Origin of the sequence: Pseudocitrobacter cyperus (assembly GCF_039889165.1) — a bacterium.
Taxonomy (GTDB): domain Bacteria; phylum Pseudomonadota; class Gammaproteobacteria; order Enterobacterales; family Enterobacteriaceae; genus Pseudocitrobacter; species Pseudocitrobacter cyperus.
This window is the reverse complement of the sequence record NZ_JAYMYY010000005.1, coordinates 185,404-209,243: the sequence shown is the minus strand read 5'-3', so window position 1 is coordinate 209,243 and position 23,840 is coordinate 185,404. Positions and strand designations below refer to the sequence as shown.

Annotated in this window: 22 protein-coding genes and 4 pseudogenes; 11 read left to right on the top strand and 15 right to left on the bottom strand. The window is 54.7% G+C overall.

Annotation, left to right across the window (positions count from 1 at the left end):
* Positions 1-32 precede the first annotated feature (32 nt).
* Positions 33-914, top strand: a complete 882-nt coding sequence (locus VSR74_RS16870) for a LysR family transcriptional regulator (RefSeq protein ID WP_347795779.1) — start codon at positions 33-35, stop codon at positions 912-914.
* A gap of 40 nt (positions 915-954) precedes the next feature.
* Here VSR74_RS16870 and VSR74_RS16865 read toward each other — a convergent pair whose 3' ends face one another.
* The gene (locus VSR74_RS16865; RefSeq protein ID WP_347795778.1) at positions 955-1,779 is read right to left on the bottom strand and encodes a protein bax; all 825 of its coding nucleotides are present in this window, start codon (positions 1,777-1,779) and stop codon (positions 955-957) included.
* Positions 1,780-2,081: 302 nt separating this feature from the next.
* Here VSR74_RS16865 and VSR74_RS16860 point away from each other — a divergent pair, with 302 nt between their 5' ends.
* Positions 2,082-4,112, top strand: coding sequence for an alpha-amylase (locus tag VSR74_RS16860; RefSeq protein ID WP_347795777.1), 2,031 nt, complete (start codon positions 2,082-2,084; stop codon positions 4,110-4,112).
* 174 nt (positions 4,113-4,286) lie between these two features.
* On the top strand, positions 4,287-5,546 hold the full coding sequence (gene avtA, locus VSR74_RS16855) for a valine--pyruvate transaminase (protein WP_347795776.1): 1,260 nt from the start codon (positions 4,287-4,289) through the stop codon (positions 5,544-5,546).
* 45 nt (positions 5,547-5,591) lie between these two features.
* On the opposite strand, the gene VSR74_RS16850 is transcribed toward avtA, so the two are convergent.
* Together VSR74_RS16850 and yiaJ are read right to left on the bottom strand one after the other, a co-directional pair.
* Positions 5,592-6,056, bottom strand: a complete 465-nt coding sequence (locus VSR74_RS16850; RefSeq protein ID WP_347795775.1) for a 4Fe-4S binding protein — start codon at positions 6,054-6,056, stop codon at positions 5,592-5,594.
* An 89-nt stretch (positions 6,057-6,145) separates the two neighbouring features.
* Positions 6,146-6,811: pseudogene (gene yiaJ / locus VSR74_RS16845) on the bottom strand (IclR family transcriptional regulator YiaJ); the annotation flags it as partial.
* Between yiaJ and VSR74_RS16840 the strand changes: the two are divergent.
* From VSR74_RS16840 to VSR74_RS16820, 5 genes and pseudogenes are all read left to right on the top strand, one after another.
* Positions 6,804-7,031: pseudogene (locus VSR74_RS16840) on the top strand (carbohydrate kinase); the annotation flags it as partial. The pseudogenes yiaJ and VSR74_RS16840 overlap by 8 nt on opposite strands.
* On the top strand, positions 7,028-7,684 hold the full coding sequence (ulaD, locus tag VSR74_RS16835) for a 3-keto-L-gulonate-6-phosphate decarboxylase UlaD (RefSeq protein WP_347795774.1): 657 nt from the start codon (positions 7,028-7,030) through the stop codon (positions 7,682-7,684). The pseudogene VSR74_RS16840 and the gene ulaD, both read left to right, overlap by 4 nt.
* Complete coding sequence (locus VSR74_RS16830) at positions 7,684-8,544, top strand: L-ribulose-5-phosphate 3-epimerase (protein ID WP_347795956.1); 861 nt, start codon at positions 7,684-7,686, stop codon at positions 8,542-8,544. The genes ulaD and VSR74_RS16830 overlap by 1 nt, the downstream gene beginning before the upstream one ends.
* Entirely contained in the window at positions 8,538-9,233 is a 696-nt protein-coding gene (gene araD, locus VSR74_RS16825) for an L-ribulose-5-phosphate 4-epimerase (protein WP_347795773.1), read from the top strand. The genes VSR74_RS16830 and araD overlap by 7 nt, the downstream gene beginning before the upstream one ends.
* Positions 9,234-9,331: 98 nt before the next feature.
* Complete coding sequence (locus VSR74_RS16820) at positions 9,332-9,643, top strand: hypothetical protein (protein ID WP_347795772.1); 312 nt, start codon at positions 9,332-9,334, stop codon at positions 9,641-9,643.
* On the opposite strand, the gene VSR74_RS16815 is transcribed toward VSR74_RS16820, so the two are convergent.
* The 12 genes and pseudogenes from VSR74_RS16815 to VSR74_RS16760 form a co-directional block, all read right to left on the bottom strand.
* On the bottom strand, positions 9,640-10,047 hold the full coding sequence (locus VSR74_RS16815) for a type II toxin-antitoxin system HicB family antitoxin (RefSeq protein ID WP_347795771.1): 408 nt from the start codon (positions 10,045-10,047) through the stop codon (positions 9,640-9,642). The two genes, VSR74_RS16820 and VSR74_RS16815, sit on opposite strands and share 4 nt — an antisense overlap.
* A 16-nt stretch (positions 10,048-10,063) precedes the next feature.
* On the bottom strand, positions 10,064-10,249 hold the full coding sequence (locus VSR74_RS16810) for a type II toxin-antitoxin system HicA family toxin (protein ID WP_015962514.1): 186 nt from the start codon (positions 10,247-10,249) through the stop codon (positions 10,064-10,066).
* Between the two features lie 189 nt (positions 10,250-10,438).
* Positions 10,439-10,570, bottom strand: a pseudogene (locus VSR74_RS16805) (MipA/OmpV family protein); the annotation flags it as partial.
* A pseudogene (locus VSR74_RS16800) lies at positions 10,565-10,648 on the bottom strand (hypothetical protein); the annotation flags it as partial. The pseudogenes VSR74_RS16805 and VSR74_RS16800, both read right to left, overlap by 6 nt.
* Positions 10,649-10,653: 5 nt before the next feature.
* Positions 10,654-10,977 (bottom strand): DUF3302 domain-containing protein, encoded by a 324-nt coding sequence (locus VSR74_RS16795; RefSeq protein ID WP_347795770.1) that lies wholly within the window; start codon positions 10,975-10,977, stop codon positions 10,654-10,656.
* Between the two features lie 156 nt (positions 10,978-11,133).
* Positions 11,134-12,672: an aldehyde dehydrogenase AldB gene (gene aldB, locus VSR74_RS16790; RefSeq protein ID WP_347795769.1), complete on the bottom strand. Its 1,539-nt coding sequence runs from the start codon at positions 12,670-12,672 to the stop codon at positions 11,134-11,136.
* A gap of 94 nt (positions 12,673-12,766) precedes the next feature.
* Positions 12,767-13,918: an L-threonine dehydrogenase gene (yiaY, locus tag VSR74_RS16785; protein ID WP_347795768.1), complete on the bottom strand. Its 1,152-nt coding sequence runs from the start codon at positions 13,916-13,918 to the stop codon at positions 12,767-12,769.
* Positions 13,919-14,085: 167 nt separating this feature from the next.
* Positions 14,086-15,942, bottom strand: a complete 1,857-nt coding sequence (selB, locus tag VSR74_RS16780) for a selenocysteine-specific translation elongation factor (RefSeq protein WP_347795767.1) — start codon at positions 15,940-15,942, stop codon at positions 14,086-14,088.
* Positions 15,939-17,330, bottom strand: a complete 1,392-nt coding sequence (selA, locus tag VSR74_RS16775; protein WP_347795766.1) for an L-seryl-tRNA(Sec) selenium transferase — start codon at positions 17,328-17,330, stop codon at positions 15,939-15,941. The genes selB and selA overlap by 4 nt, the downstream gene beginning before the upstream one ends.
* A 104-nt stretch (positions 17,331-17,434) precedes the next feature.
* The gene (locus VSR74_RS16770; RefSeq protein ID WP_347795765.1) at positions 17,435-18,043 is read right to left on the bottom strand and encodes a glutathione S-transferase; all 609 of its coding nucleotides are present in this window, start codon (positions 18,041-18,043) and stop codon (positions 17,435-17,437) included.
* A 56-nt stretch (positions 18,044-18,099) separates the two neighbouring features.
* Positions 18,100-19,236, bottom strand: a complete 1,137-nt coding sequence (locus tag VSR74_RS16765) for an HlyD family secretion protein (RefSeq protein ID WP_347795764.1) — start codon at positions 19,234-19,236, stop codon at positions 18,100-18,102.
* A 5-nt stretch (positions 19,237-19,241) separates the two neighbouring features.
* On the bottom strand, positions 19,242-19,571 hold the full coding sequence (locus tag VSR74_RS16760) for a DUF3302 domain-containing protein (protein ID WP_347795763.1): 330 nt from the start codon (positions 19,569-19,571) through the stop codon (positions 19,242-19,244).
* Positions 19,572-20,096: 525 nt separating this feature from the next.
* Between VSR74_RS16760 and mtlA the strand changes: the two genes are divergently transcribed.
* The 3 genes from mtlA to mtlR all read left to right on the top strand — a co-directional run bounded on the left by mtlA (position 20,097) and on the right by mtlR (position 23,835).
* Positions 20,097-22,004 carry a PTS mannitol transporter subunit IICBA gene (mtlA, locus tag VSR74_RS16755; RefSeq protein ID WP_347795762.1) on the top strand — a complete coding sequence of 636 codons (1,908 nt, stop codon included), beginning with the start codon at positions 20,097-20,099 and terminating at the stop codon, positions 22,002-22,004.
* 95 nt (positions 22,005-22,099) lie between these two features.
* Positions 22,100-23,248: a mannitol-1-phosphate 5-dehydrogenase gene (gene mtlD / locus VSR74_RS16750; RefSeq protein WP_347795761.1), complete on the top strand. Its 1,149-nt coding sequence runs from the start codon at positions 22,100-22,102 to the stop codon at positions 23,246-23,248.
* The gene (mtlR, locus tag VSR74_RS16745; RefSeq protein ID WP_347795760.1) at positions 23,245-23,835 is read left to right on the top strand and encodes a mannitol operon repressor MtlR; all 591 of its coding nucleotides are present in this window, start codon (positions 23,245-23,247) and stop codon (positions 23,833-23,835) included. The genes mtlD and mtlR overlap by 4 nt, the downstream gene beginning before the upstream one ends.
* Positions 23,836-23,840: the final 5 nt, after the last annotated feature.

Here is a 23,840-nt window from a genome sequence, read left to right as displayed (position 1 = left end):
TAGTTTCATAAAACGATCAGATGGAACCTTTTATGGACAGAGTCACTGCCGCGCGCGTCTTTAATCGCATCTGTGAATTAGGCAGCCTGAGCGCTGCATCGCGGGCATTAGGGATCTCGCGTCCGATGGTCAGCCGTTATCTGGAACAGATGGAGCAGTGGGCTGGCGCACGACTTATTCATCGCACCTCGCGCCGCCTGACGTTGACTCCGGCCGGGGAAGAGATTCTGTTGAAAACACGCCACCTGATTCAGCTCGCACAGGAGATTGAGCAGCGGAATCAACAGAATGAACCCTCGGGCGTTTTACGCGTCGCCTGCGCCCACCTGACCGCTTCCTGCATCATTGGCCCAATCGTTGCTGATTTTCTTGCCCGCTACCCGGCTGTGCGTCTGGAGCTGGATGTAAATAACCATCCGATAAACCTGGTTAGCGAGCGTATCGACGTGGCTGTACGGATAACGAATAACCCGGAGCCCGGTACCATCGCCCGCCGTCTGGGTGAGTGTCGTTCCGTGCTCTGCGCCTCGCCGGATTACCTGGCACGCCACGGCATCCCGCAAAAACCCGCTGACCTCGCAAACCACAACTGTCTGCATTACAGCCGTTTTGCCGGGCAAAACTGGCATTTTAGCTCTGCGCAGGAAGGGGATATTTCCGTGGAAATCAGCGGCAATTTCAGTGCCACTATTTCAACCGTACTGCTGGATGCCGCCGTCGCAGGCTGTGGCATTGCGATGGTACCGGAGATGGAAGCCAGAGAAGCCCTGGCGCAAAGAAGCGTGGTCTCATTACTGGCAGATTATGAACCTGCGAGACTGGCAATTTATGGTATGTATTTATCGCGGGAGTATCAGCCTGGGGGGCTCAGGCCGTTTCTGGATTTACTGGAAAAGACGTTATCAAAGCCGTAAAAAAGGGAGCTTCCGCTCCCTTTATGATCCGGCTTCAGGATTACATATGCGCCGCAATCAGACGCTGGTTATCCTGGTACATCGCGAACAGGTAGTTGTTGTAGCTCGAACCTTTGGTGGAATAGCCCTTCAGCTTATGAATCATCGCGCTGGCAGTGACTTCCTGATCCGTCTTACGCAACTGGGCGCGAGACTTACGGAATGAAGAGTATGCCGGATGCGTGTTCAGGTTCATCACGTAGGCCTGCACGGACTCTTTAACAGAATCAAAGTGCGTATAGCCATTCACTTTACCGGAACCATTTTTGCACTTACCGGAACCACACTTCATACCGAACAGATTGTTATTGGCGCGCGCCAGTTTTGACGTCCCCCAACCACTTTCTGCCGCAGCCATGGTCGCCGCCATGCTGCCAGGGATGATGTCCACGCGTTCCAGTAATGAGTTCCATGGCACCTTACGAGTATTACCGTTCCACTTCACCTTGTAGCGCGTGGTGATATCTTTCAGGCGCGCACGCTCCGATGGAGACCAACGGCCTTCATACTGTTTTGCGATCAGCCAGTTACGATCAGCCGTAATTGCTGCATTTTGACTAGTAATATAAGGCATTACCGTCCGGAGAAACGCTCTTTTCCTTGGGGTTCCGGAAGGGTATTTTCGCAAATCAGGAAGTGAACTGCTCTTTACACTATTGCGAGAATACTCTTGTTTACTGCTAACCTTAGTGTTACTGATCTTCTTTACCGAGGCTTTATGATGCTCTGTTACTGTGTGAGTCGATGCTAACACCCCACCTGAAAAAATCATGGTGAGTAACATAAGTATCGCTGCCCCATATCGTCGAATGGGAGTCGATATCATTAGGTCTCCTGGTCGGATTTATGCATTCCAACACCTTATTTTTGTCTCGAAATTGAGAGTTTAATCTCAAATCATACCAAAAATAGCCCGCCTGCGCACCCGCTTGAATAGTCCTAGTCCTAAACAATGCCATGGTGAAAAGCCACGAACCTAATAGTAATCATTAAAAATGATAGGGTTATCGCACTTTTTACTGAATTTTGACGCTCATCACTCACCCCTTTTTATCCTCCCCCTGAGAGGATGAGGTTTGCGCTGTCGTTTACTGCCACACTGATGAAAAAACCGCGACAGGACACGATATGAAACTCGCAGCCCTTGTACCGCTACTGCTCCCAACGTCCGCTCTCGCCGCCTGGGCGGTCAATGACTTCCCGGCGTTTACCGCCGAAGGCACAGGCAAGTTCGTTACCCAAAAATCACTCGAGAAGGGTACTCGCCCCCTCACGTTAAATTTTGACAAACAGTGCTGGCAGCCCGCGGCAGGGATTAAGCTCAATCAAGTGCTTTCACTGGAACCCTGTCAGGGTGACGCGCCGCAGTGGCGCATCTTTCGCGACGGACAGTATCAACTGGAAATAGACACCCGCTCCGGCACGCCGACGCTGGCCATTTCCATACAGAGCCCGGCTGAAAGTCGCGTACAAACGGCAATTCGCCAGTGCCCACGCTGGGACGGAAAGCCGCTGACCATCGATGTCAGCCAGACGTTTGCCGAAGGCAGCCGCGTGCGCGATTTCTACAGCGGCCAAACAACACAGGTCAAACGGGGGAAAATCACCCTGCAACCGGCGGCGGAAAGCAATGGGCTATTACTGCTGGAAAGCGCTGAAACGGATAAACCCGCCGCCTTTAGCTGGCACAACGCGACCGTCTATTTCGTCCTGACCGATCGTTTTGTCAACGGCGAACCTGGCAACGACAACAGTTATGGCCGCCGCAAAGACGGTATGCAGGAGATAGGCACTTTTCACGGCGGCGACCTCAAGGGGCTAACCAGTAAACTCGATTATTTGCAACAACTTGGCGTCAACGCACTGTGGATAAGCTCGCCACTGGAGCAGATCCACGGCTGGGTCGGCGGTGGCACCAAAGGCGACTTCCCTCACTATGCCTATCACGGTTACTACACCCAGGACTGGACAAAACTCGACGCCAACATGGGCGACGAAAACGACCTGCGCAACCTGGTAGAGGGGGCGCATCAGCGCGGCATGCGCATTCTGTTTGATGTAGTGATGAACCACACAGGCTATGCCACCCTCGCCGATATGCAGCAGTTCCAGTTTGGCGCGCTCTATTTACAGGGTGACGAGGTTGAGAAAACGCTGGGGAAAAACTGGACGGACTGGACGCCGGGCCCCGGTCAAACCTGGCACAGCTTCAACGATTACATCAACTTCAGCGATAAAGCCGCATGGGAAAAGTGGTGGGGGAAAGGCTGGATACGCACCGACATCGGCGACTATGACAGCCCCGGTTTTGACGATCTGACCATGTCGCTGGCCTTCCTGCCAGATTTAAAAACTGAATCCACCGCCGCCGTGGGGCTGCCCAATTTCTATGCCCATAAGCCCGACACGCAGGCCAGAGCGATTGCGGATTTCACGCCACGCGATTATCTCACCCACTGGTTGAGTCAATGGGTACGCGATTACGGCATCGACGGCTTTCGGGTCGATACCGCCAAACATGTTGAAATGGCAGGCTGGCAGCAGCTCAAGGATCACTCCAGCCAGGCACTGGCGGAGTGGAAAAAAGCTAACCCGGACAAAGCACTGGATAACGCGCCGTTCTGGATGACCGGCGAGGCCTGGGGCCACGGCGTAATGGAAAGCGACTATTACCGCCATGGCTTCGACGCAATGATTAACTTTGATTATCAGGATCAGGCGGCGAAAGCGGTGGATTGCCTGGCGAATATTGACCACACCTGGCAGCAGATGGCCGATAAGCTGCAATCGTTCAACGTGCTGAGCTATCTCTCGTCGCACGACACGCGTCTGTTCCGGGAGAAAGGCAGCCACGCCGCAGAATTGTTGCTGCTTGCCCCAGGTGCTGTGCAGATTTTCTATGGCGACGAATCAAACCGCCCGTTTGGCCCGACCGGTTCTGACCCGCTTCAGGGTACGCGTTCAGAGATGAACTGGCAGGATGTCAGCGGGAAATATGCCGCGAGCGTCGCGCACTGGCAGCGTTTAGGCCAGTTCCGCGCGCGCCACCCGGCGGTGGGCGCAGGCAAACAGACGACGCTGACGCTCCCACAGGGCTATGGATTCGTGCGGCAAAACGGTGACGATAAAGTGATGGTTATCTGGGCTGGAAATCGCTGAAGGTTCATCCATGCGGCCCGTTCGATGCAGAGCGGGCCGCCACAACATAAAGCTCCGCATACGTAGATAATCGTAGCCAGTTATTCCGACACACCTGGCGTTAAGTCATTTGCACCGCGCGGACGGTGGCGTTATGGTGAGCCTCTTTGCAGCAATACCAGTAGATAATCCGCGATGAAATTTTCACTTTTCGGCGATAAATTCGCCCGCCACTCAGGCATTACGCGTCTGATGGAAGACCTGAACGATGGCCTGCGCACGCCGGGCGCCATCATGCTTGGCGGTGGCAACCCCGCACAAATTCCTCAGATGAATGAATACTTCAAAAATCTACTTGGGGATATGCTGGAAAGCGGCAAAGCCACCGATGCGCTATGCAATTACGACGGCCCTCAGGGGAAAAGTGAGCTACTGGCGGCGCTGGCGGAAATGCTGCGCGAAGAATTAGGCTGGGATATTGAACCACAGAATATTGCACTGACAAATGGCAGCCAGAGCGCGTTTTTCTACTTGTTCAATCTCTTCGCTGGCCGACGCGCCGATGGCACGACGCGCAAAGTGCTTTTCCCACTGACGCCGGAGTATATCGGCTATGCCGATTCCGGCCTCGAAGATGACCTGTTTGTCTCCACGCGCCCTAACATCGAACTGCTACCGGACGGCCAGTTTAAATATCACGTCGATTTTGACCGCCTGCCTGTCAACGAAGAAACGGGGATGATTTGCGTCTCGCGACCGACTAACCCGACCGGCAACGTCATCACCGATGAGGAAGTACTGCGTCTGGATGCGCTGGCGAATCAGCACGGCATCCCGCTGGTGATTGATAACGCTTACGGCCTGCCGTTCCCGGGCATTATCTTCAGCGAAGCGCGCCCGCTGTGGAACCCGAACATCGTGCTGTGCATGAGCCTTTCTAAGCTCGGCCTGCCGGGCAGCCGCTGCGGCATTATCATCGCCAACGAAGAGATCATCACCGCCATCAGTAACATGAACGGCATTATCAGCCTCGCTCCCGGCGGAATGGGCCCGGCGATGATGTGCGAAATGATCAAACGCCGCGACCTGCTCAAGCTGTCAGAAACGGTGATTAAACCGTTCTACTATCAGCGCGTTCAGGAAACAATCGCGATCATTCGCCGCTATTTGCCAGAAGAACGCTGCTTAATTCATAAACCCGAAGGCGCCATTTTCCTCTGGCTGTGGTTTAAAGATTTGCCGATCACCACCGAACTGCTCTATCAGCGCCTGAAAAAACGCGGCGTGCTGATGGTACCGGGCGACTACTTCTTCCCCGGACTGGAAAAACCATGGCCGCACACTCACCAGTGCATGCGCATGAACTATGTGCCGGAGCCGGATAAAATTGAAGCGGGCGTGAAAATTCTGGCGGAAGAAGTGGAACGCGCATGGCAGGAAAGTAACTGTCTGTAATGCAGCTCAGGCCTGCGCACGCCAGGCCTGATAAGCGAAGCGCCATCAGGCAAACTTCGCCTTCACGCTAATCTTACTCGTGTCCACACAGCGTAATGCCGATGTCGGACACGCCTCAACGCATGCCGGCCCCTGCGCGCGATGTTTGCATAAATCGCACTTTATCGCCTGCGACCGCGCATTCTGCACGACGACTCGCATCGCCCCAAACGGACACGCCACCATACAGCTTTTACAGCCGATGCATCGATTCTGTTCGACGGCGATATACGCATTTTCGCGACGAATCGCACCTGTTGGGCATACATTCATGCACGGTGCATCCTCGCATTGATGACACGCCACCGCAGACGAAAACGTATCACCTTTCACCACCTGAATGCGGGGGAAAAAAACCTCGCGCGACACCGCCGCACAATCCTGCTCAGCCTGATGCGCCACCACGCAGGCGACTTCACAGGTTCGGCAGCCAATGCACTTTCGCGCATCCGCAACAATAAATGGGTTCATTCTCCACTCCAACCGGGTCTCAAGCCGTAAGAGTGCCAGAGCGAATGGCGGGAACGCCTTGATCCCACGCGGCAAAGGCGTATTTTTTGTCAGACGCCAGAAAGATTCTGGCTGGAAGCCCGAAAGGCTAGCTGCGAACAAGTAAAACCCAGTTCGTTTGAAATCGCCTGCGCAGTCTCGCGTAACGGTTTCAGTAAGTTCTTCTCACCAACCTGCTTGAGACGTGACGTCGAAAGAGAAATCGAGATGGCGTAAGGTACGCGACCATGAATATCGAACACCGGCACCGCGATACATGAAACGCCCAGCTCATTCTCTTCACGATCCATCGCCATACTGCTTTCCCGAATTTCTGCCAGTTCATCGTACATCGCTGACAGGCCAATAATCGTATTGCGGGTCAGCGGCTGAATCTGTTCCTGATGGCTCTGCCAGTAGCTTTCAACATAATCCGGATGGCCAAAGGCCATATAAATTTTGCCCATCGCCGAACAGTAGAGCGGCATGTGCTGGCCGATATAAGCGCGGGTACGCAGCATGCCCGTGGTCGGCTCCAGCTTATAAATCAAAATCGCATGATCATCTTCACGGCTGGAGAAGTTCACCGTCTCGCCCGTCGCCAGATTCAACGCCTCAAGATGCGGTGCGGCGACGTGAATGATATTGAGCGACGACAGCGCTTTTTGCCCAACGGCAATAAATTTAGTGGTCAGCCGATAGCTTCCGGCAGCAGGTGCAGGCGTGACGCCGCAGGTGGAGGAAACTGGCTGCTTTGGCGCAGCGCTGGCCGCACAGGTGGGAACCGGGCTCTTCGCTGATTTTCACCTCGCCCTGCATGCCCACAAACCGACGATCCGCACGTTATTGCCTGACGCCTGCGCCCATGCAGCCTATCAGAGAAAATATCAGCACTATCAATTCCTTATTGAAGCACTACAGGGCTTTCATGCCCGTATCAAGGAGCATAACGCATGAGTACTCCCCTGTTACAACTGGCCCTCGATCACACCAGCCTTCAGGCCGCCCAGCGCGACGTGGCGCTACTGCGCGACCATGTGGATATCATCGAAGCGGGCACTATCCTCTGCCTGACGGAAGGCCTGAACGCCGTCCGCGCCTTACGCGAGCAGTGCCCGGACAAAATCATTGTTGCCGACTGTAAGGTCGCGGATGCCGGAGAAACGCTGGCGCAACAGGCATTCGATGCAGGTGCGAACTGGATGACGATTATCTGCGCCGCCCCACTGGCCACGGTCATTAAAGGTCATGAAGTGGCACAGGCGCGCAATGCGGAGATCCAGATTGAGCTATTCGGCAACTGGACGCTCGACGACGCCCGCGCCTGGTACGCTGCCGGTATTCGCCAGGCCATCTACCACCGCGGCCGCGACGCACAGGCCAGCGGGCAACAGTGGGGAGAAGCTGACCTGTCACGCATGAAAGCGCTCTCCGATATCGGGCTGGAACTCTCCATCACCGGCGGCGTCACGCCTGCCGACCTGCCTCTGTTTAAAGAGATCAACGCCAAAGCCTTTATCGCAGGACGCGCGCTGGCTGGGGCGGCTAACCCGGCCCAGGTCGCGGCGGAATTTCACGCACAGATCCACGCTATCTGGGGAGAAAAATGATGCGTCGTCACCCGCTAGGCATTTATGAAAAAGCACTGGCAAAAGATCTCACCTGGCCGGAGCGTCTGGTGCTGGCAAAAAGCTGCGGCTTTGATTTTGTTGAAATGTCCATCGATGAGACCGACGAACGCTTATCCCGCCTCGACTGGAGCACCGCACAGCGCGCCTCTCTGGTCGAATCAATGCTGGAAACCGGCGTCGCTATTCCGTCGATGTGCCTGTCGGCGCACCGCCGTTTTCCGTTCGGCAGCCGCGATGAAAACGTGCGCGCACGCGCGCGCGACATCATGAGCAAAGCCATCAAACTGGCGCGTGATTTAGGCATCCGCACTATTCAGCTTGCCGGCTATGACGTCTATTACGAAGACCATGACGATAGCACACAGCAGCGTTTCGCTGAGGGCCTCGCCTGGGCGGTGGAACAGGCCGCAGCAGCGCAAGTGATGCTGGCGGTGGAAATCATGGACACCGCTTTTATGAACTCCATCAGCAAATGGAAAAAGTGGGATGAAATGCTTTCTTCACCCTGGTTCAGCGTCTACCCGGACGTCGGCAACCTGAGCGCCTGGGGCAACGACGTGCCTGCTGAGCTGGCGTTAGGCATTGACCGCATCGCCGCGATTCACCTGAAAGACACTCGACCTGTTACCGAACAAAGCCCGGGGCAGTTTCGCGATGTGCCGTTTGGCGAAGGCTGCGTGGATTTTGTCGGTGTGTTCCACACCCTGAAAAAGCTGAACTATCGTGGCGCCTTCCTGATTGAGATGTGGACAGAAAAAGCCAACGAACCGGTGCTGGAAATTATTCAGGCGCGCCGCTGGATAGAGGCGCGTATGCAGGAGGGAGGATTCACATGTTAGAACAACTGAAAGCTGAAGTGCTGGCAGCAAATCTGGCGCTGCCTGCGCATCACCTGGTGACATTTACCTGGGGTAACGTCAGTGCGGTGGATAAAAGCCGCAGGCTGATGGTGATCAAGCCTTCCGGCGTTGAATACGACAGGATGACCGCCGAAGATATGGTGGTGGTCGATATCGCGTCCGGCAAAGTCGTTGAGGGCAGTAAAAAACCCTCTTCCGACACGCCAACGCATCTGGCGCTCTATCGCCGCTACCAGGAAGTCGGCGGCATTGTGCATACCCACTCTCGCCACGCCACCATCTGGTCACAAGCCGGGTTGGATCTCCCCGCCTGGGGCACAACACATGCCGACTATTTTTATGGCGCCATCCCCTGTACACGGCTGATGACCGACGATGAAATCAACGGCGAATACGAATATCAGACCGGTGAAGTGATCATCAAAACCTTCGAGGAACGCGAGCTGAACCCCATGCAGGTTCCGGCGGTGCTGGTTCATTCTCACGGCCCGTTTGCCTGGGGAAAAAATGCCGCCGACGCGGTACACACTGCCGTCGTGCTGGAAGAGTGCGCGTATATGGGGCTCTTCTCCCGCCAGCTCACGCCACACCTGCCGGAAATGCAAAACACGCTGCTTGATAAGCATTATCTGCGTAAGCATGGGGAGAAGGCGTATTACGGGCAGTAACTCATTACCCACCCGGCAGCACGACACGTGCTTGCCGGGTCAGGTTCATTTCCTCATGATATAATCACGCCACCTTACCTTCCCATGAGAAAATAAAAATGAGCAAGGACAGCAGCACCGTCGTCACCCTGAAGCGCATCAAACCGTCATCCATCTATCGGCTGATGCTGATAGGTCTGGGTATTCCATTGCAAATTTTTGCGGTGGTGTGCGGTGTGATGGGGATCTTTGGCGCTGATATGGTGAAATGGAACGATCAGCCGGTGCATGGCATTCTCGCGCTTCCGGCCGCAATATTCAGCGCCCTGTTCGTTACCGTCCTCTTTACCGCATTGCTGGGCTCAATCGCTTGTCTGGGGCTGTGGATCTACAGTCGTTTCCGCCCGCTTGAGGTGAAAACGCTGGATTAACCCGGCAACACTCGCCTTGCAGCTTCAGCCAGAAATGCGCTTCTGTTGGCATAGTCGGGATTGCTGCGAACAAACGCGTCAATCTTTTGCAGGAGCCGTTTCGGCATCGTGATGTTGATCCGTTCGGCTCTGCCCTCAAACTGATTCATATTGATGTCGACGAGCAACCACTGCCCGCCAGTATAGTTTTGTGGATCACAAGCCAGATGCGTTTCCACAGAACCCGGTAAGGGCAATTCTTTATTAAGCTCACAAAGCGCTTCAAAATGCGCAACCAGCGCCCCTCGCGCATCCTGAAAGGTGTCATCAAGAGAATCTCCCGCGAAATAACAACCCGGAACATCAGGAAAAAAACCACTGCTGCTGCCATCGGGGTCGGTGTGTATATAAGCCGGATAGAACATAAAAACTCCTGGTGATTTACATTTTTATCCCGGCCTGGCGGCAAATCTGGGCCAGGGTTCCCGGTTTAATATCTTTTCGAGGATGCGGCACAGTGACCAGCCCCGCTCGGCTGGGATGATGAAACTGCTGATGGCTTCCCCGGGTACGAACATGTACCCAACCATGCTGCTTCAGAATGGCAATAACCTCCGCGCTCTTCACATCCATGCCCTTATTAATTATACACACAATACACACCCATCGCGTAACCACCATCACAATATCGCAGCGCCAAACATGATGCAGCCTGGAGATTTCGCTTCAGGAAAGTGGCTCGAAAAGAAAAACAGGGAAGTGTGTAATAGACAGGTAAGGATGCGAATATCTTCGCAAAACGCCGGGTTAGTGCGCTTATCGGAAATGCCAGCTCGCGCCGGTCAGGAAGGTAAAACTGTATTCACGATCAACCATCGGGCTGTTTTTGATGTCATCCGGCAGCACGCTGTACATCGCGCTCGCCTGTAAAATGATGTTCTTCGTTAAAGGGTTAACGGGGATTTTAAATATTTTAAACATTGCCCATGCGCAAGCGACATAGGTCAGGATAATCAGTAAATCCATAAATATTACTCCGCTGAGGACGCTTTAGCCTCAGCCAGTTTTCTTTCCAGCCCGGCCACACGCTCATGAAGCTGAATAATCGATGAATCTGCGCTTTGCATGCCCCAGCCGCGTTCGGGACGATATAACGTTGCCCAAATCCACAGAAAAGGCCAGATAACATGCAGAGTAAAAAGGCTCACCCAACCCGCAACGTGAATAGCGTCGGCGTGGGGATGATTGCGTTTTTTCGCAATCAGATACGGAATGTCATGAAGAATGATAATGCCATAGAATATGACCAGGAATACAAATATCAGTACGCCCAGCGCAAAATAATTAAGAAACATAAATCCTCAGAGATTAAAAATAAATAACCGGGGGATGGGAAATAGTAGAAGAGTAATGAGATATGATGCAAACATCTAATTTATATAATGCCATATAGGTTTTGATATATGGCAGACCCGGCGGCACAGTGCCGCCGGGCAGATAACGCAGTGAAATCAGAACAGACCGAGCGGTTTGTCTGAATAGCTCACCAACAGGCATTTCGTTTGCTGATAGTGTTCCAGCATCATTTTGTGGGTTTCACGGCCAATGCCCGACTGCTTATAGCCGCCAAAGGCCGCGTGCGCAGGGTAAGCGTGATAGCAGTTAGTCCAGACGCGTCCGGCCTGAATACCGCGCCCCATTTTATACGCCAGGTTGCCGTTGCGGCTCCAGACGCCAGCCCCCAGGCCATACTGGGTATCGTTAGCCAGCGCCAGCGCTTCTTCGGTGGTTTTAAAGGTCGTCACCGCCAGCACTGGGCCGAAAATCTCCTCCTGGAAGACGCGCATGCTGTTCTGGCCGAACAGAATGGTGGGCTCCAGGTAGTAGCCTTCGTGCAGGTCGCCGTCGAAGCGCTTGCGACGTCCACCGGTCAGCACGTCTGCGCCCTCTTTCTTACCGATGTCGATGTAGTTAAGGATGGTCTCCATCTGGCCATGTGACACCTGTGCGCCCATTTGCGTGACGCTATCCAGCGGGTTACCGCTACGAATGCTCTCTACCCGACGGATCGCCCGCTCCATAAAGCGGTCGTAGATAGACTCATGCACCAGCGCCCGGCTCGGGCAGGTACAGACTTCTCCCTGATTGAAGGCAAAGAGCGCGAAGCCCTCCAGGGCCTTATCAAAGAACGCGTCCTCCTCATCCATCACATCGGCAAAGAAGATGTTCGGCGATTTACCGCCCAATTCCAGCGTCACCGGAATGATGTTTTGGGTCGCGTACTGCATGATTTGCTGGCCGACTTCGGTCGAGCCCGTGAAAGCAACTTTCGCGATGCGCTTAGATGTCGCCAGATATTCGCCGATTTCTCCGCCCGCGCCGTTCACCACGTTGATGACGCCAGGTGGCAGTAAGTCGCCGATAATCTCCATCAGCAGCAGTACTGAAAGTGGAGTCAGACGCGCGGGTTTCAGTACAATACAGTTACCTGCGGCCAGCGCTGGCGCCATTTTCCAGCTTGCCATCAGCAGCGGGAAATTCCACGGAATAATTTGCGCGACCACGCCCAGCGGTTCATGGAAGTGATAGGCGACAGTATCTTTATCCACTTCACTGATACCGCCCTCTTGTGCGCGGATGCACGAGGCAAAGTAGCGGAAATGGTCAATCGCCAGCGGCACATCGGCTGCACTGGTTTCGCGGATCGGTTTACCGTTGTCCCAGGTCTCCGCCGTCGCCAGCAGTTCGAGGTTTTGCTCCATGCGATCGGCGATTTTCAGCAAGACAGCCGCCCGATCCTGCACGGATGTCTGTGCCCATTTTTCTTTGGCGTTATGCGCAGCATCCAGCGCTAGGTCGATATCACGCTTACCGGACGAAGCCACTTCGCAAAGCAGTTGCCCGGTCACCGGCGTCAGGTTCTGATAATACTCACCGTCGACAGGTGCAACCCAATCGCCGCCGATAAAGTTGTCGTAACGGGGTTTCAGCTTCAGGGGGAAACCGTACTCACCCGGCTGAATGCGGGCTGAAGGGGGATTGTTCGTCATCGCCGTCTCTCCTTGCTGTTGCAGTCTTACAAGAGTAGACGCGGCTGGCGAAAAAAGCGCCAGCCGTTCATAGGTTTACGACAAAGGTCACGAATTACATTGCGGCGCGATAAATCGCCATAATTTCGTCGTGGGTCGCCTGAATTGGGTTAGTGAAACCGCAGGCATCTTTCAGCGCGTTAGTCGCCAGAACCGGGATATCTTCTTCTTTTACGTTCAGATCGCGCAGACCCGCCGGAATATCCACGTCGCGCGCCAATTTACAAATGGCATCGATGCATGCCTGTGCGCCCTGCTCGTCGCTCAGACCCGCAACATTCACCCCCATTGCCTGTGCGCAGTCGCGCAGACGCGCGGCAGACACTTTGCTGTTGAAGGCCTGTACATGTGGCAGCAGAACGGCATTGCAGACGCCGTGCGGCAGGTCATAGAAGCCGCCAAGCTGGTGCGCCATTGCATGGACATAGCCGAGCGACGCGTTGTTAAATGCCATTCCCGCCAGGAACTGAGCGTAAGCCATCGCTTCACGGGCTTCGACGTTCGCGCCATCCGCGACGGCGACGGTCAGGTTCTCCGCGATCATGGTGACTGCTTTCAACGCGCAGGCGTCAGTGATAGGCGTAGCTGCGATGGAAACATAAGCTTCAATAGCATGCGTCAACGCATCCATCCCGGTTGCCGCCGTCAGCGATTTCGGCATGCCTGTCATTAGCGAGGAGTCGTTGACGGAAAGGATGGGGGTAACGTGCTTATCGACAATCGCCATTTTGATATGGCGCGTTTCGTCAGTGATGATGCAGAAACGGGTCATCTCTGATGCCGTACCCGCCGTGGTGTTAATGGCAATCATCGGCAATTGTGGTTTTGCAGAGCAATCGACCCCTTCGTAATCACGAATATCGCCGCCATTAGTGGCCACCAGCGCAATACCCTTGGCACAGTCGTGCGGAGAACCGCCGCCCAGAGAGATCACGCAGTCGCAATCATTTTCCTGCAACACTTTCAGGCCGGCATTAACGTTCGCGGTCGTCGGGTTAGGATGCACACCGTCATAAATCACACTGAAAATATCACGATCGGCAAGCCCTTTCTGCACCTCACTGGCCATGCCCAGTTTATTCAAAATAGCATCCGTTACGATTAACGCCCGGCGATAACCGTAATCACGCATCGTATCCATTGCGCTATTTAATGAATCAGCGCCAATAACATTCACGGAAGGAATATAAAAAGTGGATGCAGCCATGATCGTTCCTTAATTTAATGGAGTAGGCGCGTAGGGTACGTAATCCATAAAATAAAAAACATGATCAATATTCTATTTTTGCTATAGCAAAAAAGACCAGATGTACTATTTCTGCGCATCTGGTCTTAATTAATATTATTTTTGTATCAATTCATTTTTTATTAAAATTAATCGTTACGTTTATTGTCAGGGAAAAGTAGCGCATCACGTAATAAATGGTCGTTACCGCGACGGCGGGTAAATCCAATACGATTAAAATATTCCAGAATCTGGATCGCCAGCTTACGGCCCACATTGAGTTTGTCGCGAAAATCTGCCGCGCAGGTGGAACCTTTTTGCTGATCCAACTCGCGGATCATGCTCGCAAATGTCACGATACGATCGTTACGGTAATAACGATCTTTAACGATCGCCGTAATCATCCCCTGCTGCGCCGCCTGGCGGAGCACCGCGCGCATCAGTTGCTCATCGCTCCCGGTTTGCTGGGCTAAATCGCGCACCCACCAGGGTTCATCAGCAAACAGCGGCGCAACCTTTTGCCAGACTGCATCCTGCTCTTCCGTAAACCCGGCTTTATGTTCAGGCAGATGCAGCCAGCCGTGATGACTGGCGACCACGCCGCTTTCGCGCATCTGCTCAATCAGCGTCAGTACCAGTGCCTCATCTTCCATTGGCAGGGCAATACGACGCAGACGCTCACGCCCAGGCCCCGGTTCATCTTTGTGCTGATCGTGATAAACCGCCAGCGCATCCAGTAGCTTACGTTGCCAGCGTGCGGCTAAAGGCGCATCCAGCAGCGCGTTTCCGGCGAGGATATAGCCCGGCAGGTCAATGCAGTGCTGGAGCCCCTGCTCGCTCAACTGGCGCGCCCAGGCAAAATCACTAAGCTGCACCGCATCACGTTTCAGGTGAATGGAGAGCGCCTGTGCATCATTCTCAGCGGTCGCCAGTTCGGCAATCCATGCCAGATATTCCGGCTTACGTTTGCCGCGGCGCGGGGAATTAAGCGTCACCACGCGCGCACCGGCGAGCGTCTGACGCGCAGAGATATCGCGCAGCACCAGGCGATCGTTATCGGCCAGATACAGTGGCGTGTCCAGCACCAGTTCTGCGAGGTTGTTCTCCAGCAGCGACACGCGCCCGGTGATGTGGCTGGCGGCATGGTGAATATGCAGCGGCTGCCACTGAGTGAGCTGAACATGACTTTGCAGTTCGACAATCACGCGTTCGACCGGCGCGGGTGGTTGCTGCGACAGCAGCCAGTCGCCGCGATTGAGTTCCTCTTTCTGCGCGTCACCGACGATATTAAGGGCGATGCGCTGCCCGCCGTGCGCCTGTTCCGTCGCCTGATTTTGCGCGTGGATACCGCGTATGCGCATCGGTTTATCGACGCCCGTCAGCCACAGCGTGTCTCCCACTTTTACATCACCGGAAAGCGCTGTTCCTGTCACTACCAGCCCGGCGCCTTTCACAGTGAATGCGCGGTCAATCGCTAGACAAAAACGTTGATTCTCCGGATTTACACGCTCCGGAAGTTGCAGCAGATGCGCGCGTAATTCATCAATACCCAGCCCCTGCGTGGCGGCGGTTTCAAACAGCGTCGCGTCGTCAAAACCATATTCACGCAGTACAGCGTCTATCTCGTGACGCACCTCCGCCACGCGCGCCGCATCCACCCGGTCGGTTTTCGTCAGCGCCACCGTCAGCGTCGGTTTGCCGGTCAGTTGCAGAATCGCCAGATGTTCGCGCGTCTGCGCCATCACACCGTCGTCACAGGCCACCACCAGCAGAGCATGATCAATGCCCCCCACGCCTGCCAGCATGTTGGAGAGAAACTTCTCGTGTCCCGGCACATCGATAAACCCGAGCACCCGCCCATCCGGTTGTGGCCAGTAGGCGTAGCCCAGGTCGATGGTCATTCCGCGCGATTTCTCTTCCGGAAGGCGATCGGCGTTTACGCCGGTGATCGCCTGCAGTAGCGTGGTTTTGCCGTGGTCAACATGCCCGGCGGTGGCAATAATCATTTCAGCAACATCTCCAGAAAACGTGATTCATCCTCAAGACAGCGCAAATCGAGCCATAATCGCCCATCGTAAATACGCCCGATAACCGGCACCGGCAGGCTACGCCAGCGGTTAGCCAGCGCATCGAGGCGGCTGCCGCGGCCATCAAGAGGGGTAAAGGTGATGGCGGCACTCGGCAGGCGATCGACGGGCAACGAGCCACTACCGATTTGCGAGGCGCAATCCATCACCGTAACAGAAAATTCGTCGCCGTAGTGCTGAATCAGGGGGGCAAGCAGGCGTTCAGCCTGTGCGCGGATCTCATCAGCACGGCGATTAAGCAGACGCAGCGTCGGCAGGTCAGCGGCAAGCCGTTCAGGATGCAGATAGAGGCGCAGGGTCGCCTCCAGCGCCGCCAGGGTCATTTTATCAGCGCGCAGCGCGCGTTTGAGCGGATGTTGCTGTAGCTGCGCAATCATCGCTTTCTTACCGACGATAATCCCCGCCTGCGGGCCACCCAGCAGTTTATCGCCGGAAAAGCTCACCAGGCTGACGCCTGCGGCAATCATCTCCTGAGGCATCGGCTCTTTCGGCAGGCCGTACTGGCTCAAATCGACCAACGAACCACTGCCTAAATCCGCCACCACCGGGATATCCAGCTCGCGGCCAATCTCAGCCAACTCAGCTTCTTCTACCGCTTTGGTAAAGCCTTCAATGCTGTAATTACTGGTGTGCACCTTCATCAACAAACCGGTGTTTTCATTGACCGCCTGGCGATAGTCACGGGCATGGGTGCGGTTGGTGGTGCCGACTTCGTGCAGTTCGCAACCCGCCTGGCGCATCACGTCCGGAATGCGGAACGCACCGCCAATTTCCACCAGTTCGCCGCGCGAGACGACCACTTCTTTACCACTCGCCGTCGCCGCCAGCATCAACAACACCGCGGCGGCATTATTGTTAACAATGCAGGCATCTTCCGCCCCCGTCAGGCGGCAGAGCAAATCCGCCAGCGCGCGATCGCGATGGCCGCGCCCGGCGTCATCAAGGTCATACTCCAGCGTCACCGGGTCGCGCATCACCTGGGCTACCGCCGCAATGGCGGCTTCCGCCTGTTGGGCGCGCCCCAGGTTGGTGTGCAGCACCGTGCCGGTCAGGTTAATCACCGGGCGAATCGCGCTTTGCGTATCCGCCGCGAACCGTCGCGTCACTTCAGCAGACCAGTCGTCGCACCAGCCCGGTAGCGCGCCGGTTTCACGAATCGCGAGGCGAGCTTCATCCTGCAACTGGCGGATCTGTTCCACCACCTGAGAATGACCGTGGTTTTCCAGAAGGGAAGTAAAAGCGGCGTCGCGCAGCAGGCGGTCGGTCGCGGGAAGCTGGCTGTAAAGAGAGCGAGTATCAGTAGTCATGAATTGGCCTGACGGTTAACGATTTTCCCCCCTCCCGACGGGAGAGGGAGTCCATGTGAGGAGGGATTGTACAGCGTCACCACAGGAAGTGTTATAGCGCGTGGTCAAGCCTTTGGCGGTTCGGTGCGGGCAAAACTTTCCCTCTGGAACAGGGTTTCCACCAGCTTCACCAGATTGGGGCGCTCAACACACCAGCCCGGCGCAATGTGACGAAAGTTGAGATAGCTAATCGCGCAGGCGATGGCGATGGTCGCCAGATTGAGCGTATCGGTGTTAATCGCGCCCTCTTTCAGATGGGCTTCAAGCACATCCAGACTGCGGCTGATTTTCTCGCGCTGGCGCAGACATTCCGCTTCCGACTGCTGCGCCGCCGGGCGGGCAAGTTCGCGCACCGCCACTAAGCCAGCATCCATGATCCCGTCGGCAAGCGCTTCCAGTTGACGCACTTTCAGCCGGGCCAGGGGCTCCTGCGGCAGCATCTGCGGCTCAACATTCAGCAGCTCGATATACTCCGCGATAATCGGGGAATCAAACCAGCACTCGCCGTCATCCGTCATCAATGCCGGCACCTTGCCCAGCGGATTGTACTGCGCCACCCCATTTTCCAGGTTATAGGGAAGTTCATTCACAAATTCGAATGGAATGCCCTTTTCCAGCAATAAAACCGAGATTTTGCGAACGAAAGGGCTGGTATAGCTGCCAATGAGTTTCATGCCATGTCCTTTTTGCCAACGAAAAAGAGAAGTATGGCAAAAAGATGCTGTTACCGTTAATGATCAAGATAAAGATAATGCATCCAGCTCGTCATCCTCAGTAGCACCTTGCGCATAATCGACAGATGTTCAAAGTGGTCGGAATAGACCGCCACCTGCGCATAAATGCCGTCCGGCAGCGCATCGACATCGGTACCGGGCGCAATCTCAATCAGCGCCATCACGCCATCTGAGCCGGGGACAATATTGAGCGATTGCAACGTCCCCTGCGCCTGATAAGAGCCGCCGGGCACAACCGGCAGAATGCTGGTCAACTTGCCGCTGAAAACCTGCCCCGGCAGGGCGTTAAAGACTACTTCAGATTCATCGCCAGGTTTTAAACGCAATAACGAGTTCTGGCGGAACTGCGCCACAATCTGCCGTTTTTGCTCTGGCACGAAGACCATTACCGGCCGTAACGGCAGTGCCGCCGCATAGGTTCCGGGGCGGATCAGTACCTGGGTGGCAAACCCGTTGCTGGGTGCGCGAATAATGGTTTGATCAAGGTTAAATTTGGCTTCGGTTAACTGCGCGCGCAGGCTGGCAACCTGTGACTGTTCGCCGTTGAGCACGCTGTCCAGTTGGCTTTTAATCTGTGATTGATCGGCAATAGAGGCTTTTACTAACGCATCCTGCGCCAGATAATTTTGTCGGGCGTTATCAATGTCGCTTTCCGAAAACGGATTTACCCTCGCCTTACTGCCCTGCAAGTAACGCTGATAATCCTTATACAATCGGTCGCGCTCTGCCGAGACACGGGTGGTATTCGCCAGCGCTTCATCAAGCTGGCCTTTCAGCACCTCCGTGCTGTGGATCGCGGTGACTAAATCCGCCTCCAGGCGATCAACGCGCGCCTGATAGCGCGTCGGGTCGATTTTAAACAGCACTTCGCCCTTTTTAATCAGTTGGTTCTGCTTGTTCGTCACCTCACTCACCACGCCAGTCACCTGTGGCGTAATGGGGATAGAAATAACGGCCTTCTGCGCCTGAAAAGTATAGGGGTGGTTATAGTTCATCCCTAATATCAGGGCGCCGACAATAAATACCCCACCTAATACCGCCGTGGGTACCGTCCATTTATTTACCGGGATCCTGAATATCTTAAAAATCGCCCAGGCCAGCGCGACGTAGGTCAATATAATCAACAGATCCATGATGGCTATTCCCCAGAAGGCGTTTGCATTTTTTTCAGTTGTTTCTCAAGCTCGGCAACACGTTGGCGCAGCGCATCGTCTTCATTCACCCCGGGAGGATGCTGCATCCCCCACCCACGATCGGGTCGGTAGAGGGTTGCCCAAATCCACAGAAATGGCCAAAGAACGTGTAATGTGAAAAGACTGACCCAGCCCGCGACGTGGATCGCATCGGCGTGAGGATGATTGCGCGCCTTCGCAATCATGTAGGGAATGTCATGAATAATAATAATGCCGTAAAAGATAACCAAAAAAACGAAGATCAGAATGCCAAGCGCAAAGTAATTCAGGAACATAGCCGTAACCTCGAATCCACGCTGTTGATTAACCGTGATGGGCTGAAATTTCGCCTACTTTGAACATAATCGGCAATTTATCGTTTCGCCATACTCCCCACTTATTATTCTCTTTTGCGTGATGTTGCTCAGTTACAGCCCTCTCACTTCTCACGGGCAGAACTTGCCCCGGATCACACCTCGCCCGCCCGCCTTAAAAATTTCTTGTGAATCAAGTCACAAAAAAGAGACAAACCACCAAAAACAAAACGTGATTAACATCACATATACATATGCCTGATGCTGCTTTTTTCCGCTGTGTTGTTTTTTTACACAGCGTTTTTGTGACTGTGATCACTCAAAATCATCGGGTATCTCCTATAGTTGTGTGATCTAAGTCACGTAACAGCCCACCATCTGGACAGCTTAACGATTCAGTGCCAGATTTCGCATCATCAACCAGGGTTCGGCTACTACCTCTGCCGCCAATTAACAATAAAACTTCAGGTGTTCGACCTGCGGGTAAACAGAAACAAGGGGTGTTTTATGTCATCCGATATCAAGATCAAGGTGCAAAGCTTTGGTCGCTTCCTCAGCAACATGGTGATGCCAAATATCGGCGCGTTTATCGCGTGGGGTATTATCACCGCGTTATTTATTCCAACAGGGTGGTTGCCGAACGAAACGCTGGCGAAGCTGGTTGGCCCGATGATCACCTATCTGCTGCCGCTGCTCATCGGTTATACCGGTGGTAAGCTGATTGGCGGCGAGCGTGGCGGCGTGGTCGGTGCGATTACCACCATGGGCGTTATCGTCGGTGCAGACATGCCGATGTTCCTCGGCTCCATGATTGCAGGCCCGCTGGGCGGCTACTGCATCAAGAAATTCGATGCCTGGGTAGACGGTAAAATTAAATCCGGTTTTGAGATGCTGGTGAATAACTTCTCCGCTGGCATCATTGGTATGATCCTCGCCATTCTGGCGTTCCTCGGCATTGGCCCGGCAGTAGAAGTCCTGTCTAAGCTGCTGGCGGCGGGCGTTAACTTCATGGTTGTACACGACATGCTGCCGCTGGCCTCTGTCTTTGTAGAACCGGCGAAAATCCTGTTCCTGAACAACGCGATTAACCACGGTATCTTCTCACCGCTGGGTATTCAGCAGTCTCATGACCTCGGCAAATCTATCTTCTTCCTGATTGAAGCCAACCCGGGCCCGGGTATGGGCGTTCTGCTGGCGTACATGTTCTTCGGTCGCGGCAGTGCTAAACAGTCTGCGGGCGGTGCGGCAATCATCCACTTCCTGGGTGGTATCCACGAAATCTACTTCCCGTATGTGCTGATGAACCCGCGTCTGATTCTGGCGGTTATTCTGGGTGGTATGACTGGCGTGTTCACCCTGACCCTTCTGAACGGCGGCCTGGTCTCTCCGGCTTCCCCGGGTTCCATCCTGGCCGTACTGGCGATGACGCCAAAAGGCGCGTACTTCGCTAACATCGCGGCTATCGTTGCGGCGATGGCAGTCTCCTTCATCGTTTCTACCATCTTGCTGAAAACCAGCAAGGTGAAAGAAGAAGATGACATCGAAGCGGCAACCCGTCGTATGAATGACATGAAAGCGGAATCCAAAGGCGGCACCCCGCTGGCGGCCGGCGACGTCACCAACGACCTGAGCCACGTGCGTAAAATCATCGTTGCCTGCGACGCCGGTATGGGTTCCAGCGCAATGGGCGCAGGCGTTCTGCGTAAGAAAGTGCAGGATGCAGGCCTGAGCAACATCTCAGTCACCAACTGCGCGATTAACAACCTGCCGCCGGATGTTGACCTGGTCATCACCCACCGCGACCTGACCGAACGTGCGATGCGCCAGGTACCGCAGGCACAGCACATTTCGCTGACTAACTTCCTCGACAGTGGCCTGTACACCAGCCTGACTGAGCGTCTGGTTGCCGCACAGCGCCATACCGAAAACGAAGTGAAGGTGAAAGACAGCCTGAAAGACAGCTTCGACGACAGCAACGCTAACCTGTTCAAACTGAGTGCAGATAACATCTTCCTCGGTCGCAAAGCCGCCACCAAAGAAGAAGCGATTCTGTTTGCCGGTGAGCAACTGGTGAAAGGCGGTTACGTTGAGCCTGAGTATGTGCAGGCGATGCTGGATCGTGAAAAACTGACACCAACTTACCTGGGTGAATCTATCGCGGTACCGCACGGCACCATCGAAGCGAAAGACCGCGTGCTGAAAACCGGGATCGTGTTCTGTCAGTATCCGGAAGGCGTGCGCTTCGGCGAAGACGAGGACGACATTGCCCGTCTGGTGATTGGTATCGCCGCGCGCAACAACGAGCACATTCAGGTGATCACCGGCCTGACCAACGCGCTGGATGACGAATCCGTCATCGAACGTCTGGCCAGCACCACCAGCGTGGAAGAAGTTCTGGCGCTGTTGCAGAAGTAAGACACTATTCCCTCTCCCATTGGGAGAGGGTTAGGGTGAGGGAAAAGCCTCACCCCAGCCCTCTCGGGTCAAAAACATTAATGAAGGTTAATACTATGAAAGCATTACATTTTGGCGCAGGTAATATCGGACGTGGCTTTATCGGCAAACTGCTGGCCGACGCGGGCATTACATTGACGTTCGCCGATGTAAACCAGGTCGTGCTGGATGCCCTGAATGCACGTCATAGCTACCAGGTTCACGTAGTGGGTGAAAATGAGCAGGTTGATACCGTCTCCGGCGTAAACGCGGTCAGCAGCATCGGTGACGACGTGATAGATCTGATTGCTCAGGTTGACCTGGTGACTACCGCCGTCGGCCCGGTGGTACTGGAGCGCATCGCGCCAGCCATTGCCAAAGGCCTTGCCAAACGTAAAGCCCAGGGCGTAAACACCCCGCTGAATATCATCGCCTGTGAAAACATGGTGCGCGGTACCAGCCAGTTGAAGGGCCATGTGATGGCCGCCGTCGCTGCGGAAGATAAAGCATGGGTGGAAGCGAATGTCGGTTTCGTCGATTCCGCCGTTGACCGTATTGTGCCGCCGTCTGCTTCTGCAACGAACGACCCGCTGGAAGTGACCGTGGAAACCTTCAGCGAGTGGATCGTCGATAAAACCCAGTTTAAAGGCGCGCTGCCGGACATTCCGGGCATGGAATTAACCGATAACCTGATGGCATTTGTCGAACGTAAACTCTTCACGCTGAACACAGGTCATGCTATAACCGCCTACCTCGGCAAAATGGCCGGGCATCAAACTATCCGTGATGCGATTCTCGATGAGAAAATCCGTGCGGTGGTAAAAGGCGCGATGGAAGAAAGCGGCGCGGTACTGATCAAACGCTACGGTTTTGATGCACAGAAACATGCAGCATACATTCAGAAAATCCTCGGTCGTTTTGAAAACCCGTATCTGAAAGATGACGTTGAGCGCGTAGGCCGTCAGCCGCTGCGTAAACTGAGCGCGGGCGACCGTCTGGTTAAACCGCTGCTGGGCACGCTGGAGTACGGTTTGCCGCACGTTAATCTGGTAAAAGGTATTGCCGCTGCGATGCATTTCCGCAGTGAAGAGGATCCGCAGGCGCTGGAACTGGCCGCGCTGATTGATGAAAAAGGCCCGCAGGCCGCGCTGGCGCAGATCTCTGGTCTGGACGCGAACAGCGACGTGGTGAAAGCCGCCGTCGCCCTCTATAACGCCAGCAAATGATGCAAGACCCGGCGCAGGCTATCCTGCGCCTGAACAATAGATTGTCAGATATGCAGGCAATAATGGAAGAAACACAGGCTTTTGAAAACCGTGTGCTTGAGCGTCTGAATGCTGGCAAAACCGTCAGAAGTTTCCTCATTGCCGCCGTCGAGCTACTGACCGAGGCGGTCAATATTCTGGTGCTGCAGGTGTTCCGCAAAGACGATTACGCGGTGAAATACGCTGTCGAACCGTTGCTGGACGGTAGCGGCCCGCTGGGCGACCTTTCGGTTCGGCTCAAGCTGATTTATGGGCTGGGCGTGATTAGCCGTCATGAGTATGAAGATGCGGAATTGCTGATGGCGCTGCGCGAAGAGTTAAATCATGATGGCAGCGAATATGCCTTCACCGACGATGAGATTCTCGGCCCGTTAGGTGAACTGCACTGCGTCTCTGCCCTGCCGCCCGCGCCGCTGCTTGATGATAGCGATGCCGACCTGCTGGCAATGCAAAAACAGCGTTATCAACAGGTCGTTCGCTCAACGATGGTACTTTCTCTGACCGAGCTGATTTCCCGAATCAGCTTGAAAAAAGCCTTCCAGAAATAACGCCG